The following is a 15,794-nucleotide window of genomic DNA, read 5'->3' as shown; positions in this document are numbered from 1 at the left end:
AACCGACTCACAGGAAAAGGAAAAAACTACGGCGATCTAAAAAGATCGCCGTAGTTGTTCAGAACAAACAGGTAGATTTTCTATTACTGTGCCAGCAATAAAATTTTACTGCACAATAATTTGTGCCGTTTCACCTGCACCACCAAGGCTTAATCGGTCACTATTCGTCACTTCACTGCTGGGCAGTTCAGCACAAGCAACAGGCTGTTCCCAAGCGACCCATGAAAGATCATCCAACTGAACCGGTGCGGCTAGCGTGCCTTTGCTTTGCAAGCGAATTCGATACCCTTTATTTTGCTGCTGATCCACAACTGGGAAATCAAAACGAAAATTTTGCCAGCCATCACCTGAGCTGTTAATTTCACCAAAACACTGGTGGGGCGCTGCGTCCAACGACGCACTGAACGGCTTAGCTCTTGGAGCAAACTCCAGACACACCTCAAGAGCTTGTGGCTTCGCCGAACGAATGACACCTGTTAAAGAGTGTGTGGCACCGTCTTGGGCTTCTACCAAGCGATGAAAACCTCGGGTTACCGCGTAGCTGCCATCAGAACTTGGGTTTAGCACCATGGCAAATTCACCACTGTGAGCATCGCCATTCTCGACACCACTACCCTCACTAAAATTCCAAGTACCTGGGTCTGACGGCAGAATAGGGGCCGACTCAAAATCTCCGGTCACCAGCAGATCACGGCCAAGCTGGCAGCTTGCTCCTTCCGCGGTGTCTACTTGCAGCAAACGGTTCTGCCAGTTAGGCAATATTTCACCCGACCAGGCGCCACCGGTTAACGGTAAAGTAGTTGTGCTTTTCACACTTGATGGTTTTTGTTCATCAGCAACCACAATAGCGTGGCCACCGCTGCTGGCCAACGTCAGGCCGTGCAAGCTGGATTGGTGATTGATACGACGCAATATGTGCTGCCGGACTGCACCAACCGCTGGCGTGGGTTGGTAGTGCTTGACGTAGAGGGGAACGGCTTCTGCGCGCACAAACTCTTCCCCATCCATCCATACATACAGCATGGCGGAACGGTGAGTTTCCTGAAAGTATTGATCGAACAGAAAGTTACCCAGTGAGTGAGCCACTAACTTGCCTTTGTACAATTCAAAGCCCTGAACCACATGAGGATGGTGGACAATGGCAAGCGCAGCACCGGAATCAATGGCCAGATGCATGCGACTACGGGTCTCTTCTGTAGGGCCGTAGCTGTACTCGTTACTGCCGTGGTATTGAACAATCACCGGCTGATCAGTACTGGCTTCGCGGGCAACCGATTGCTTAATGTTCTGTTCGCTGCCCCAAGCGGCTCCTCCCTTATTGGCTTCAGCCACTTGATTAGGCGTAAAATTGCCCTTCCAGCCCACGTAACCAAGCATTTTATAACCATGGCCATTGTGGCTAACTTCATAAGCCGCCAACGCTTCCTTTTCGTTGAGGCCACCACCGGAATAAGGAATCTGGTACTGATCCAGATACTTGCGGGTGAGTACTACACCTTCATCACCAAAGTCAAAAACATGATTATTGCCAAGTGTTACAAAATCCACACCAGCATTTTTCAGTGCATCCACTAATGCTGGACGAGCAAAAAAGATAACGCTTTTGGGTGTTTCAACTTCTGGCTTTTCTTCAGCAACCACTATTTCCAGATTAACGGAAGCCACATCGGCATCAACAAGGTAAGGCTCTATTTGCGCCAGTAACTGCCGCGTATCGCCTTGCTCCGCCTCCATACTGATGAGCGCCTGGTCCCCGGTTAAAGGGTTGAAGTAACGGCGACCCGCCATAACATCACCGCCAAAAGCAAACATCGTTCGCCCCGGTTTACGGGCAACCAGGGTAATATCTGAAATAGCCCCTTTTGCTGCTTTTAGTTCATGGGCGGAAAAAGTGTGAATAATTGGGTAATAATCCGGTGCTTCCAAGCGAAGTTGGTAAACACGTTCATCAGACAAAGAGAAACGATATTTGCCGTCAGTGGTATCGCCCCCATCTTTTCCATTGATGGAAAGCTGAACCCCATCAATAGGCTGCCCACCTTCATCAAGCACACGCCCGGAAACCAGTAACGCTGAAGCGGAAGCATTGGATGAAGCCTGGCTATCATCGCCTTTGCCGCCTTTATTCATGGCAACAGCGATAGCCACAAAGCCGATTAAAGCCAAAATTGCCAGCATGGAGCCAGCTACTTTGCCACTGCAGCGAGCCTGATTAACAGCAGAGACCTCAATCATTGAGGCGCAACGCTTTGCCCGCCAAGGCACCATTGTAGTTGCCATCTTCTATCACCACCTTTCCGTTAACCAGAACGTAATCCACTCCCGTGGTCAACTTATTCCAATTTTTAAAGTCGGCCACTTGCTCATAGCGGTCAGTATCAATCACCACAATATCGGCATAAAAACCGGGCTGAAGGTAACCCCTGTTGTTAATACCAAAGGTATCTGCTACCAAACCTGAGCTGCGATAAATAAAATCCTGTTCACTGATGACGCCTTTTTTGGCCACGTATTCACGGTACTTGCGTGGGTAACTGGCGTACTTTCTTGGGTGGCCATTGGTGCCATCGGAGCTGGTCATCACCCAGGGCTTTTTCATAAAGTTGGCGATATCCTCTTCGTTCATATTGAACGAGGCGATGCCAACCGAACCGGCGAGAACCGATTCAATAACCACCGTAACCGGGTCTTTGTTCTGCTCCTCGGAAAGTTGTGCGAGGGTTTTGCCAATAATTGAAGGCACTTCACCCTGGACCATTAAAAAAGACTCCGGGCCACCGCGCCGACGAATATTTTCCGCAATGCCAGCTCGGATCTCCGGCAGTAATACAGGATCACGGAGGCGCTTGCTGTACTCTTCGTATCCCCCCGCCAATACTTCTCTGGGTATGGCTGCACTGTGTAGGCGAGTACTGGATGCGCTCCATGGGTACTGGTCAGCGGTCACTGTTTGGCCATTTGCCTGAGCTTGTTCAATCAGTTCGATAATACGAGTGCTTTCCCCCCAAACATCAACGCCCAGTGCTTTGATATGGCCAATGTGCACGGGAATATCGGCGCCGTTACCAATATCAAGGACTTCCTGTACTGCTGCGACAACACCAATGTTGTAGGTGCTCTCGTCGCGAATGTGGCTCTCATAAATACCACCGTATTTGGCAGCCACCTTTGAAAGCTCAATCACTTCAGCGGTGTCAGAATAGGTGCCCGGCACATAAAACAATCCGGTAGAAAACCCCAAAGCGCCCTCTTCCATAGACTTGGCAATCAGGGTTTTCATTTCCTGCAATTCGGCGTCAGTGGGTTTGCGATTGTCTTGACCCATCACCTGAGTACGTACAAACCCATGCCCCACAAACAACGCCGTATTGGTACCAATACCATTGCGATTGAAGCCATCAATCAACTCGCCGGTATTTGTGGGCCCACGACCATCATTGCCATTAAAAACCGTAGTAACCCCTTGGGTCAGATAGTTAAGATTGCTGTTCTTGCCATCGCCATTGGCGTTTTGGAGATCACTTAGGGAGTGGGTATGAGGGTCTATCAACCCCGGTGCAACAATTTTTCCGGAAGCATCGATAGTTCGCGAGGTAATCAACTTGTGCTTCTCAGGGTTACCGACAAAAACTATTTTGTCCCCTGTAACACCAACCGCAGCCTCAATCGGGGCCTGATTTTTTCCGGCATAAACCAGGCCGTTGACAATCAGCGTGTCGACAGAGATTGCCTCGCCCTCTTCTGTAGTTAAACAGGCGGTGAGTGCTGAGCCAAGCAGCAACACCACAGTCAATAACAGGGATTTTCTTCTCAGCACTAGCCTGTTTAAAAACATACTCATTACCTCACTTGACCGCTACGGTACCTGCATCTGGGCGACGAGGGTCGGATGCGCCGTAAAAACGTCCGTCTTTCCACATGATGGTTTGCACGCTGCCCATGGTCTGGCCCTTTTTCACTTTCTGGCCTTTTTGTTTCAGCAGCTTGATGGTATCCGGGCTGTATCCGGGTTCCAGTTCCAGTTGATCCGGCAACCATTGATGGTGGATACGTGGTGCGTGAATCGCTTCTGCCATATTCATATTGTGGTCCATCACATTAACCAGCACCTGCAATACTGTGCTGATAATGCGACTGCCTCCGGGGCTACCGGTTACTACAAACGGCTTACCGTCTTTAAGGATCATAGACGGCGTCATCGAACTCAGCGGGCGCTTAGTGGGCTGGATAGAATTGGCTTCGCCCCCCACCAAACCAAAGGCATTGGGTACACCGGGCTTGGAAGAAAAATCATCCATCTCGTTGTTCATCAAAATACCGGTGCCGGGAATGACAATGCCGGAGCCATAGGAAAAATTCAGGGTGTAGGTGTTAGAGACGGCATTCCCCTGAGCATCCATCACTGAAAAGTGAGTGGTATCCGGGCTTTCGTAAGGTGCAGGGTTTCCAGGCTTGATTTCGTCTGAAGACAGCGCTTTATCCAGAGAAATTTTATCAGCTAACTCTTTGCCATAGGCTTTGCTGGTCAACCCCTTAATCGGCACTGGGTAATGATCCGGATCACCCAGGTGCTCACTGCGATCCGCATAAGCCAGTTTCATAACCTCTGCCAGCAGGTGGGTGGCATCGGCACTGCCTGCACCCATTTCACCGATTGGAAAGTGTTCAAGGATATTGAGCATCTGGGCAACATGCACACCACCGGAGCTGGTAGGCGGCATGGAAATAACGTCATAACCGCGGTAGGTGGTGGAGACCACCTCCCGCTCTGCCACTTTAAAATTAGCCAGATCTTCCATGGTGATCAAGCCACCATTGGCCTTCATATCGGCAGCGATTTTTTTGGCGATCTTACCTTTGTAGAATTCATCCGGGCCGTATTTTGCCAGGCGCTTAAGAGTCCACGCCAAGTCTGGCTGACGCAACACATCGCCGGGCTCGTAGGGTACACCACCCTTTTTGTAATAGGCTTTGGCGGTGGCTGCATTTGCCGTTAGCCAGGCATGGCGCTTCTTCAGGTTTTCGGCCAAATCGTAAGACACCACTATGCCTTCTTCTGCCAGCTTGATGGATGGCTTCACCACCTCTGCCCAGCTCATAGTGCCGTACTGCTCAAGAGCCAGGGAAAGGCCAGCAACGGTTCCCGGTACGCCAGAAGACAAGTGGCTGAACTGGGCTTTGCGATTATCAACATTGCCATCGCTGTCTAAAAACATATCCCGGTGAGCGGCCTTAGGGGCCATTTCACGGTAATCCAAAGCAATGGTTTTGTTTTCGTCGGCCAAGTGCACCAACATAAAGCCACCGCCACCCAAATTGCCGGCGCGTGGCAAGGTGACAGCCAGGGCAATGCCGGTAGCTACCGCGGCATCCACCGCATTACCACCTTGACGCAAGATTTCGGCACCCACTTCGCTGGCCAGCATGCGCTGGCTGGAGACCATACCGCCGGTACCAATAACCGGGTGATGAATGGTGTCGTATCGAATAATGGCCGCACTGTTGTCAACATGGCTACTGGCGGCGTGAGCGAAAGGATGGAAAGCGAGTAAGGAAATAAAGAGCGAAGAGACTATTTTTTGTAGGAAAGCTTTGCGCAATGGAAGCATCAGGGTTGCCCTATACCGGTAAAATTATTATTTGCCACCTTGAAGCAAAGCATAGAAACACCCTACCGCTGCTGGAACTGCTTTATTGCCTTCAAGAAATGACTCCAAACGGAAACCAACGAAGCGACTGAGCAGGCTCTGGCTTAACAATCAGCTGGAGACTACCGCAGTCGCTACATTGAGGATAACAACAGAAGTGGTTTTATCCAATAATTGCCATCATTTCGTCAAGAGTTTGTTGACGACGATACTGAACAAACTCCACATTGCCATCGTTAATGGTATAGCCATAAACCGCAGCAACTGGGAGGGAGTTGTAGTAAAACGGGTTGGAGTAGTAATAAGCACCCGTATCGTGCAGCATAATGCAGTCACCACTCTCCAACTTGGGCATTTTGCGCTGGTGGGCAACCACGTCGCCAGCGAAACAGCAAGGGCCGGCGATATCTTGCTCTACACACTCGCCATTTTTGAACTCGCCCTCTGGGGTATAAGCAGACAGACGCAGAGGCCAAGACTCGGGCATAAAAGTGGTACGAGCTGCTATTTGTGAACCGGCGTGAGTGGTGGCAATATGGCGCCCACCGCTGTTTTTCGCGTATTCAACACGGGCCAAAATAGAACCGTTTTTGGCCATAGTAGCGCGCCCAAATTCGGTTTTAATGCGGTATTCACCAGTGAACAACTCAGGAACGTTTTCTTTCAAAAAGTCCGCGTACTGTTGGAAAGTTGGGGTGACTTTGTCGCTGTAGAAATTAACCCGCAAACCACCACCAATATCAATGGACTGAATACGCTGCTCTCCAGCTCGCTCATTCACCTCTTTTGCCAGGGCAACGACTTTATTCAAACCTTGGGCAATCAAATCAAACGGGCAACCTTGAGAGCCGACATGAGTGTGCACTGTTTTCATCCATGGATTGTCCAGGTAATCCTGAATAATTTGCTCACGATTGCCTTCGTCTTCCAGCGGAACACCGAATTTTGAGTGAGCCCCTGCGGTACTCATGGCCTTGATCTTGCCACTGCCTACCTGAGGATTAATGCGGTAACCAATCTCGCCCGTGTAGCCTTCACCCAGCTCACCCATAATACGGCGGACACGCTCCATTTCCTCGAAGTTGTCTACGTGCAACGTAGCACCCAGTGAAATGACTTCACGAATCACGTACTCGGTTTTTGCAGGTTCATCGAAAACGATATCCTTACCAGTAAAGCCCGCTTTCAATGCCTGCTTCAATTCACCGGGACTGGCGGTTTCTACCAATATTCCGCATTCACGTAACAGGCTGAGAACCGAGGTCATGCCATTGGCTTTCACCGCAAAGTGGTGGTAAAAATGGTCAGGAAACGCCGCTTTCATTTCAGCAACCGTCTTGCGAACACCTTCGATATTCACAAACCCCACCAGTGGTTTCTCTGGAGAGAGCATGCCATTGGCAATAGCCGCTTTGGCAATTAATTCATACTCCGCATTATTAGTAATTGCGGTGCTGTATTCTGTTTCAAACTCATGATCATTCATAATTAACTCCGGGGTCCCCTCGTTACTTGCAATTGTACGGCCTTATCGACCTAACAGTAGTTTCATCATTTCTTCAGCAGCGACTACAGATTTTATTCGAATCACTTCGCGATCCGTATGGTCGCCCATTTCGTAAGTCACTGCTGGCACACCAAACGTCTTAAAAATATAATTTTTTGAAACGTATTTACTGGGGTCGTAGCTGCCACCAGTCACTAACGGATACTCGGGCAAACGCTCAATAATTTTATCAAGCCACTGAAAGATGGTTTCTTCCGCATCAGCCGGTTCACTGTTTTTCAGTGTGTAAATAACATCTTTGCCTGTGGAGTGAAAATCCACAAAAAAGCGCATACGCTCGTTGTCGTTATCTAAAAAACGTTGCAATTCGTTGATCACAACTCGAGTCTCCGCCTGTTCCAGCAGGCCCCAGTCGCGATTCAGGTCAATACCGTTGGCGTTTTTACGCCAATGGCCGTGCTCAACCCCATCCGGGTTCATATTAAAAACAATCAGCACATTAACGTTACTGCGAAACTCCTGGGCTAACGGGGTATCTGCCATTACGGTATCGACAAAATGAATCATCCCCAATGCACCAGTAACTTCTGGCGGGTGCTGGCGGCCAGTTAATACCAGATAATCACCACTGTCGGAGCTATTGGTTTCCAGTTTGTAGATGGGGCGACCTTGCTCGCTGTTACCAATCTGGGTGCGTGTCACAAACGGCTTTTGAGCCAGCAGTGTTTCCATCTGTTCGTAATCATCATTGTCGATGATTTCCTGCCCGGCCACATACAAGGGTTGGGGGCCGGCAGCGAGTTCAATACGCACCGATTTGCCATCGTTGAGTTCGGCTACCTGAGCCTCTGGCACCAGGGTCCAAACTTTTTTATCTGGGCTGGTTTTGGGTGCATAGCGATGAGATTTTTCGGTGTAATTCAATGTCACCAAAATGGTTTTTTCTTGCTGAGAAGTGACTTTAAACGCATACCAGGGGCTGTGGTGCGCAGGCAGCGATTCAGGCTCTATGGTCAGCTCAAATTGGTTCTCAGCAGTTTGCTGACAGCCATCAATTCGACCTGTTGGGAAATTGGCATCAAAACTTACATCATCAAAGACGCACTCAGTTTCAGAAGCAATATCTTGTGCAATACGATAATCACAAGATGACAGCAGGACTGTTAATATTGCAAAAATTAAAACTAAATTTTGATTTTTCAATACAGTCCCCACTCTCTTTTTTCTGCGACTCAAAGACACTCAAAATATTTTTCTGAGCTCAAATTGAATCCCATTTTAAACGATATTCCATCTTAGTGGTTAGCGTCAGATTAGCTATTAGTAGTGTTTAAAGCGGATATATCTTTTGGCTATAACTAAAACCTGGGTTTACGTCAGACGCTAATTTTATATCTTCAATTTTTCTAAAAAAACTGAAAAACAAAAGCCGGGCAAGTTGCCCTGCCCGGCTTTAATTCAACTACAAAGAGTGCTTAGAAAGTATATGTAGCACTTAAGTAGAAGTAACGTCCACGGCTGGAGTGCAACTCACCTTCAAAGCCAAAAGACTCATCAGCTACAGGAGGCTCTTCACCAGTCAGGTTGTTAACACCGAAGGTGACGCTGCTGCCTTCACCAAACAGATCACGACGCACAACACTTGCGTTAAATCTGGTTTGAGTCTCCAGGAAGAAGAAGTCGCCATTATCAGTAATTGTAGGCTCAAACACTTTACCTACAAAGCTACCGAAGAGGCGGGCACCCCAGAGGTCATCGTTGCTGTTCCAGCTCAATGAACCAGAAGCACGCCAGCGAGGAATGAACTCACGCTCAACTTGAGAGCCTACAGCTGAACCAAGAACAGCTAAATCAGCACCAGCAGCTACAATCTGCAGTGCATCACCACCAGCCTCTTGATCGAAGGACAGAGTACGAGCGCCGTTCAAACCAGCTTTAAAGCTACCGATATCCGTGTCGAAGCTGTATTCAACTTGAATATCAACACCTTCAACTGTCCGGGTGTTCAGGTTTTCAAACGAACGGGTTATTTGAACGATGTCACCAAATGGGTTGGTTACTGGATCAATAGTGCTGGCATCACGGATAACACGTGGGTTAAAGGAGCCTTGAGCACGCAATACAGCATCCAGTCGAGATTCGTTTTCATCGCTCAGTACACCTACAGTACCAACCGATTCAACTTCCCACCAGTCCAGAGTAATTGTCAAATCATCAGTTGGGCTTACAACAATACCAAAGCTGAGGTTTTCACTTTCTTCAGGAGTCAGGTTCTGGTTACCACTAGTAGTCAACACATAGTTACCATTAGCGGGGCCATCGTTGATATCACCTGTACCCAGGGCAATACCGGTTGCAAAGTCATCAACACCAGTAGTGATAGAGGTTCCTGGGGAGTTCAACTGAATCAAGTTAGGTGCACGGAAACCTTCAGAGAAGGCAGCACGGAATTGCAACTGCTCAATAGGCGACCAAGACAATGCGAACTTCGGACGAGTAATGCTACCTACGTCATCAAAGTCTTCATAACGTACAGCGATCTGAGCATCCAGGCTAGCTGCTCCAGGAACATCTGCCAGTATAGGCAGAACCAGTTCCGCGTAAGCAGAGAACACGTCACGATCAGCAAATACGTCTGGGCGAGTACTACTGCCCTGTACGTCACTTGGGTTAGTTACCTCACCTGGCGCCAGGCTAGTATCCAGAGGATCAATAAATGGAGCGGAGCCATCCAAGTTAGAGCTGTTATCTTCGTCCAGCTCTTCTTGACGATACTCAACACCCAAACCTAACGCCGCGTCGCCGCCTTGCAAGGCGAACAGCGAAGCATTAGACAGCTTGAAGTCCACCAAAGTCAGTGTAGTTGTCACATCACGAACTACAGTAGTCAGGAAAGACTGGAAAGTGCTGGGGTCAGCAGGGCTTGCATCAATACCACTGGTCGGATCATTTGGGTTTACCGACGAGAAGATATTAAATGCATTTGGCGTATTGTTCAGCGCCGCTTGCAGAGCAGAGGTCAACACACGATTGCTAGTGCTATCTTCGGTGTTAGCTTCACTGTGAACAAGAGCTGTATCCCACGACCAGTTTTCACCCCACTCACCTGTGGCTCCTACCAAGAAGCGGTAGCTGTCACTTTCTACAGTAGTTTGACGAGGTCCAAGAGTAACGGGGCGGAATTCGCGCAACTCGAAGCCCAAGCCTTCATCAGGGATAATTCCATCCAGGCCAGGCAGACGATTTGGGCTGCCTACAGGACCGAGAGGGTTCCAGAAATAGTCCGCAGCAACTCGGAATCGACCATTACTCAGGATACTGGGCTGTTCACGGATTCGATCTGTCTCTGAATAGTAGTAGCTGAATTCACCGTAAAGCTCAGTACCACTCTCCAGCTCGTGAGACAAGTAGCTGTAGAAGTTAAAACGTTCACGATCCGGAACCAGAGTACGCACTTCATTTCGGTTAAAGCGGATAGCATCTTCGAGAGAGTCTAAAGTCTCTGAACCGATGTCATTATCCAGGCACAAAAGTTGGCCGTCTGACTCAAAAGTAAACAAATTGCCGTCAATCCCGGTATCACCACATTGGTCAGGACCGAAGAATGTTGGTGTCGGATTGCTAATCTGGTTACCCACTACGTTAGCAGGACGCAACTGAAGATTGCCCAGTACGTCATAAGTCAGGCGTGGCAAGAAATCCAAAGTAGTACGGTTGTCGCCACTGGTATCATCCTGGAAGCGCTCAGGCAAAAGGCCACGGATATCTTCATTAGAAGAGAAGCCATACTCAGAAGCCAATACGCCATCTTTAGAGTCAAAGCTACCAGAGACAGTTAAGAAAGTAGCTCCATCGTTAAATTGGAAAGTTTTGAAACCACTTACAGAAATATCGTCACGAGTAGTACCAGTTTCTGTACCCAAGCGAACATTAAAGCGGCCTTGATCACCTTCTTTCTTAACAACGTAGTTAACAACACCAGCAACCGCATCAGAACCATACAGTGCGCCTGCGCCATCACGAAGAACCTCAACACGCTCAAGACCGGCAACGGGCAGTGCGTTTACGTTAACAGCGGTTACGGGTACACCGTCGATGCTGCTGGTTTGAGTAATGGGGTGCAATACCAAACGGCGGCCGTTCAACAGCACCAAGGTGTTACCGTCACCAATACTACGCAGGTTAATGGAAGAAACATCACCACGAGCAGCGTTAACACCAGTGGTGCCGCCGCGTGTTTCGGTAAAGCCAACTGCACCAATTTGTGGAATGGAGCGAACCAAGTCTTCGCCATCCACAGCACCAGTTGCAGAGATATCGTCTGCAGTCAGCTGAGTTACAGGCAATGTACCTGCAATGTTAACGCCTTTAATTTGTGAGCCAACCGCCACAATTTCTTCATCAACTACCGCTTCGTCTTCTGACTCTTCGGCAAATGCCATGGACAGTGGTGCCATTACCAGCAGTGAGCAGCAGGACGTGAGTCCATTAGCAAACAGAGAGCTGAGTTTTGACCTCTTGTGTAGTGCCATCTTTAGTACCCCTCGGTTACTTCTTGATCTTAGATAAATTAGGTTTAAACCATAAAAATCTGACGTTTCTAGACACGTCAATGTTAAATCTAGACAGAAACCAGTGCATTTACCACTAACACTAGTTGTACCGCCTATAACCAATAGTAATAGAGAGAATGCCCCAGGAGACTAGCGAAAAAGCAAATACCCCCCTATTGGGGTAACTTCCGTATTGACTAAGGGCTTGAAAGGTATAACTATAGGCTATAGACAATAACAAAGACCTTTTTAAACATGCGTTTACGACACATCGAAGTCTTTCATGCGGTGTATAACACTGGTTCCATATCTGATGCCGCCCGCCTTCTACACGTCTCCCAACCTTCCGTCAGCAAAGTATTGAGCCATGCCGAGCTGCAGCTGGGCTTTAAACTCTTTCTGCGGGTCAAAGGCAAGCTGGTGCCCACCTCCGAAGCCCACTCTCTCATTGAGGAAGTGCGTAAAATTTACCAGCAAATCGGCACCATCAAAAAGACCGCCGAAAACTTGAAAGAACATACTCACGGCCATATTCGAGTAGTTTGTATGCCCGCTTTGGGCCTCAACCTACTGCCACTGGCGATAGAGCGCTTTCACGACAAGTTTCCCAACATCACCTTCGATGTGCAGACCAAACACTACGGTGAGCTGATTGATTCGCTGTACGAGCACGAAAATGACCTCGGTGTGGTTTTTACAGACCGAGACCACCCAGGCATTGAATCTCGCAATATCGGCACCGGTGAATTGGTGCATGTTTCAACCACTCAGCCACCGGTGGATGGTGACAACCGAGTGAAGCTATCGGACATGCCCGATGAAAACTATATCTCTATTTTTGACACCGGCCCGTTAGGCGACCTACTCAACGAGCGCTTTAATCTGGAAAACCACCCTATTCCGCAAACCTTTATTCGCGCTCAAACTTACTATATGGCAAAAAGCCTGGTATCCAGGGGGCTGGGTTATTCCATACTGGATGAGTTTACCGCCAATGCTCTTGGCATGGACAATGTCGTCAGCCACGGGTTCAGCCCACCCATTGAGTTTGAATTGCGCTGTTTTTATCACGGCAATCAGCCGCTTTCAAAAGCCTCTGAAGACTTTCTTGATTACATTAAAAATGCCTTTCAGGAAATTCACCAACTCAACCAAGAAACATTGCACAAAGGCCCTGCCTGATCTGCTGCGATGGAACGAATTACCAAGCAAAAAAATCCCCGCAAAAGCGGGGATTTTTATTTGGTGCCAAATTATTTCGACTCAGCAAAGTAGGCTTCTGCTGCCGAGTGCAGAGGAATAGCAATACCGGATAACGCTTTGCTGCGATCGAGGCTCGCGCCCCGCTCACCAAAATTACTCAATTGCACAGAGTCACCGAACAGACCATTGAGCACAGCATTTACCTGCTCTTCCGGCGTTTCACTATCGGCCACCAGCAGTGCAGTAACGGCAACCGTATTCACCGGCTCGTCGACACCAGGATAGGTACCAGCCTGTACCTGATGAGCCACATAACCAGCACCACTGCTCAGCGCATTGACAATATTTTGCTCCAAAGGCAGCAAACTGACGCTATCACCTATATTTTTCAGATAATTGGTAGGCGCGGCACTGGTAATAAACACAGCATCCAAGTTTCCGGCCAGCAGCTCACTCACAGAAGTCGCCAGATCGTAAGTCGTAAAGTCACGCTCATCGATACCTGCAAGGCCCAGGATCTGGCGGGCATTATTCTGAGTACCACTGCCATCAGGGCCAATATTGACACGTTTTTCTGCCAAGTCGGCGAGACCCTTAATAGCGGCACCCTCCCGAACCACAATTTGCACTGGCTCTGGGTACAAACTCGCTACTGCACGAATATATTGGCTGCCATTGCGCTCAAATGCACCGGAACCGTTATAGGCAGCGATGGCCAAATCACTTTGGGTAATTGCCAGGGAGGTTAACTGCTCCTTGAGCAGGCGCAAATTATCCAGAGCACCTGTCGATGGCACTACAGCGGTTTTTACACCCTGACTACTGATTGCCTTTTCCAGGCCCTCACCCAGTGCGTAGTAGTCACCCCCTTGTGTGCCACTGACCAGGCTATGGGTAGATTGACTCTTCAACACCTTTAAGTTGGCTTCAGTCAGCAGAGACTGCATACCAGAACGCAACGCACTGCTTTCTACGGTCATGCCTCGTTCATCAAGAGTGTCGGCAACCTTGGAAAGCTCACCGGAAGCTTTTTGCTGCCAGCTCATGACCATCACATCACGAGGGTTATCGGCAGCATCTATTTCTGCAACCAGCCCAGCTTCAGACTGTCCGCCGGTTTGCTCCTGAAGAAGATCTGCAGCGACAGCCACCCAAGAACCATTGTTGTCGGCATAAACACCCAAGCCGTGGGCACTGATCACGTCGCCACTGCTGTTGCCTTTATCAACAATGCCTTCTATGCCCTTTTCAGCAGAGCCCAGCACCGTGTGCAAGGTCGCCTTATTTTGGCCCGTCCAATCGGAAAATCGGTGATCTTTCTGAAGCTCCAGGTCTGCCTTAAAGTAAATGGCAATGCGGTCGCGATTATCGCCCTCCGCTGAAGACAGCGGTTGTGAGCCGTAGCGGCGAAATGAGGAGACTTCAAAAAGCCCCTCACCAAAGGTGCTATCCAGACGATCCTGCAGGTCACTTTGCAGGTTGGAGACATCTGGGCCGCGGGAGCAGCCAGCCAACAAAACGAGAAAAGCCGAGAGTGCGGTAACAACTATTTTTTTCATGGTGTCTTCCTACCCGTATCAGTTACAGCACAAAAGGAAATGCCAGGAACAACTGAATTACCAACGCATTGGTAATATCAATAAAGAAAGCGCCTACCAGGGGAACCACCAAGAACGCTTGAGGCGAAGGGCCATGGCGGTTAACCAGAGCCTCCATATTGGCCACTGCCGTTGGTGTTGCACCCATCGCAAAACCACAGTGACCACCTGCCATAATCGCCGCGTCATAGGTTTTACCCATGATGCGGAAGGTAATGAAGTAGGCAAACATCATGACGGCAAGCACCTGACAAGCAATGATCAACAGCATTGGGCCAGCCAGTGCGATCAACTCCCAAACCCTCAGCGACATCATTGCCATAGCCAAAAAGATAGACAGAGACATGGTGCCCCACAAGTCGATGGCACCATTGCTGATTTTGTACTTACCACTCAGCTCACACAGGTTGGTAGCCACAACACCCAACAGCAAAGGCATCAGGAACGAAGGCAGCACCAAGCCAGCTTCAACCACTATTGCATGCAGCCAGCCGCCACCCAACATACAGGCCGCCAGAATCAGCAGAGTTTCCATCATCCGGCGTGGAGTGACGATGTCTTTGTCATCCACGTCATAAGTCACCATATCATCCGGCGAAACATGCTTTTCCGTGGGCTTGAGGTTGTACTTTTTGATCAAACGCTCTGTTACCGGGCCACCGATCATACCGCCCAGCACCAAACCAAAGGTAGCTGCCGCCATGGCAATTTCCAAAACACCCTGAAGGTTATAGTGGCTGCCAAACAGGCCTGCATAAGTGGCACCGTTACCGTGGCCACCAGAGAGAGTTACCGAACCAATCACCAAGCCGTAAAGCGGGTGCATATCAGCGGATGTCGCCATCAGCACACCGATACTGTTCTGCAAAATCAGCATCAATGTGGCCACACCCAGAAACAGCACAACCTTGGGGCCACCCTTAATCAGCAATTTTACACTGGCCGCCAAACCCACGGTGGTAAAGAACATCACCATTAATGGGCTTTTGAGGCTCATATCAAAGTCGAACTGAACCCCCCAAAACGAATAAGCAATGGCAGAGAGAATTGAAAAAATCAGACCCCCGACCACCGGCTCAGGAATACTGTTGCGATTCAAAAATGGGATTTTGTGGCAAAGAAAATAACCGATAGCGAGAATAATAAGTGCTATCAGCAAGGTGCCGAGAAGGTTTACTGTGATATTAATTTCCATAACCCGGTTATCTTTGTTGTGGTTTTGATTAGTGCACCTGATCGACCTACCCAATCGATGCATACTTCGGTACAGCTGTTTATCCTAGCC

Annotated in this window: 9 protein-coding genes; 1 reads left to right on the top strand and 8 read right to left on the bottom strand. The window is 49.1% G+C overall.

Features of this window, described 5'->3' with window-relative positions:
- Positions 1-105: 105 nt before the first annotated feature.
- The 6 genes from KFE80_02180 to KFE80_02155 all read right to left on the bottom strand — a co-directional run bounded on the left by KFE80_02180 (position 106) and on the right by KFE80_02155 (position 11,687).
- Entirely contained in the window at positions 106-2,280 is a 2,175-nt protein-coding gene (locus KFE80_02180; GenBank protein ID UTW45743.1) for a CapA family protein, read from the bottom strand.
- A complete protein-coding gene (locus KFE80_02175) occupies positions 2,228-3,841 on the bottom strand; it encodes an amidohydrolase family protein (protein UTW45742.1) in 1,614 nt (537 codons plus the stop codon). Before KFE80_02175 ends, KFE80_02180 begins: the two co-directional genes overlap by 53 nt.
- 4 nt (positions 3,842-3,845) lie before the next feature.
- Complete coding sequence (gene ggt / locus KFE80_02170) at positions 3,846-5,600, bottom strand: gamma-glutamyltransferase (GenBank protein UTW46591.1); 1,755 nt, start codon at positions 5,598-5,600, stop codon at positions 3,846-3,848.
- Positions 5,601-5,811: 211 nt separating this feature from the next.
- Complete coding sequence (locus tag KFE80_02165) at positions 5,812-7,134, bottom strand: diaminopimelate decarboxylase (protein ID UTW45741.1); 1,323 nt, start codon at positions 7,132-7,134, stop codon at positions 5,812-5,814.
- Between the two features lie 42 nt (positions 7,135-7,176).
- The gene (locus tag KFE80_02160) at positions 7,177-8,358 is read right to left on the bottom strand and encodes a succinylglutamate desuccinylase/aspartoacylase family protein (GenBank protein ID UTW45740.1); all 1,182 of its coding nucleotides are present in this window, start codon (positions 8,356-8,358) and stop codon (positions 7,177-7,179) included.
- A 272-nt stretch (positions 8,359-8,630) separates the two neighbouring features.
- Complete coding sequence (locus KFE80_02155; protein ID UTW45739.1) at positions 8,631-11,687, bottom strand: TonB-dependent receptor; 3,057 nt, start codon at positions 11,685-11,687, stop codon at positions 8,631-8,633.
- A 276-nt stretch (positions 11,688-11,963) separates the two neighbouring features.
- On the opposite strand from KFE80_02155, the gene KFE80_02150 reads away from it, so the two are divergent.
- Positions 11,964-12,890, top strand: coding sequence for a LysR family transcriptional regulator (locus tag KFE80_02150; protein ID UTW45738.1), 927 nt, complete (start codon positions 11,964-11,966; stop codon positions 12,888-12,890).
- A 71-nt stretch (positions 12,891-12,961) separates the two neighbouring features.
- Here the strand turns inward: KFE80_02150 and KFE80_02145 are convergent, their stop codons facing one another.
- Both KFE80_02145 and gltS read right to left on the bottom strand, forming a co-directional pair.
- On the bottom strand, positions 12,962-14,470 hold the full coding sequence (locus KFE80_02145; protein ID UTW45737.1) for a TAXI family TRAP transporter solute-binding subunit: 1,509 nt from the start codon (positions 14,468-14,470) through the stop codon (positions 12,962-12,964).
- Positions 14,471-14,492: 22 nt separating this feature from the next.
- On the bottom strand, positions 14,493-15,704 hold the full coding sequence (gltS, locus tag KFE80_02140; protein UTW45736.1) for a sodium/glutamate symporter: 1,212 nt from the start codon (positions 15,702-15,704) through the stop codon (positions 14,493-14,495).
- Positions 15,705-15,794 lie beyond the last annotated feature (90 nt).

It is taken from the genome of bacterium SCSIO 12696, from assembly GCA_024397955.1.
Classification (GTDB): Bacteria; Pseudomonadota; Gammaproteobacteria; order Pseudomonadales; family Porticoccaceae; genus SCSIO-12696.
Note: the sequence above shows the minus strand (reverse complement) of the source record. Positions and strands in the feature narration are given on the sequence as shown.

What these genes read in the sequence shown, in the direction of transcription:
- KFE80_02150 (UTW45738.1), top strand. Translation starts at nt 11,964, where the DNA reads ATGCGTTTACGACACATCGAAGTCTTTCATGCGGTGTATAACACTGGT.
- KFE80_02180 (UTW45743.1), bottom strand. Translation starts at nt 2,280, where the DNA reads ATGGCAACTACAATGGTGCCTTGGCGGGCAAAGCGTTGCGCCTCAATG.
- KFE80_02155 (UTW45739.1), bottom strand. Translation starts at nt 11,687, where the DNA reads ATGGCACTACACAAGAGGTCAAAACTCAGCTCTCTGTTTGCTAATGGA.
- KFE80_02165 (UTW45741.1), bottom strand. Translation starts at nt 7,134, where the DNA reads ATGAATGATCATGAGTTTGAAACAGAATACAGCACCGCAATTACTAAT.
- KFE80_02175 (UTW45742.1), bottom strand. Translation starts at nt 3,841, where the DNA reads ATGAGTATGTTTTTAAACAGGCTAGTGCTGAGAAGAAAATCCCTGTTA.
- gltS (UTW45736.1), bottom strand. Translation starts at nt 15,704, where the DNA reads ATGGAAATTAATATCACAGTAAACCTTCTCGGCACCTTGCTGATAGCA.
- KFE80_02145 (UTW45737.1), bottom strand. Translation starts at nt 14,470, where the DNA reads ATGAAAAAAATAGTTGTTACCGCACTCTCGGCTTTTCTCGTTTTGTTG.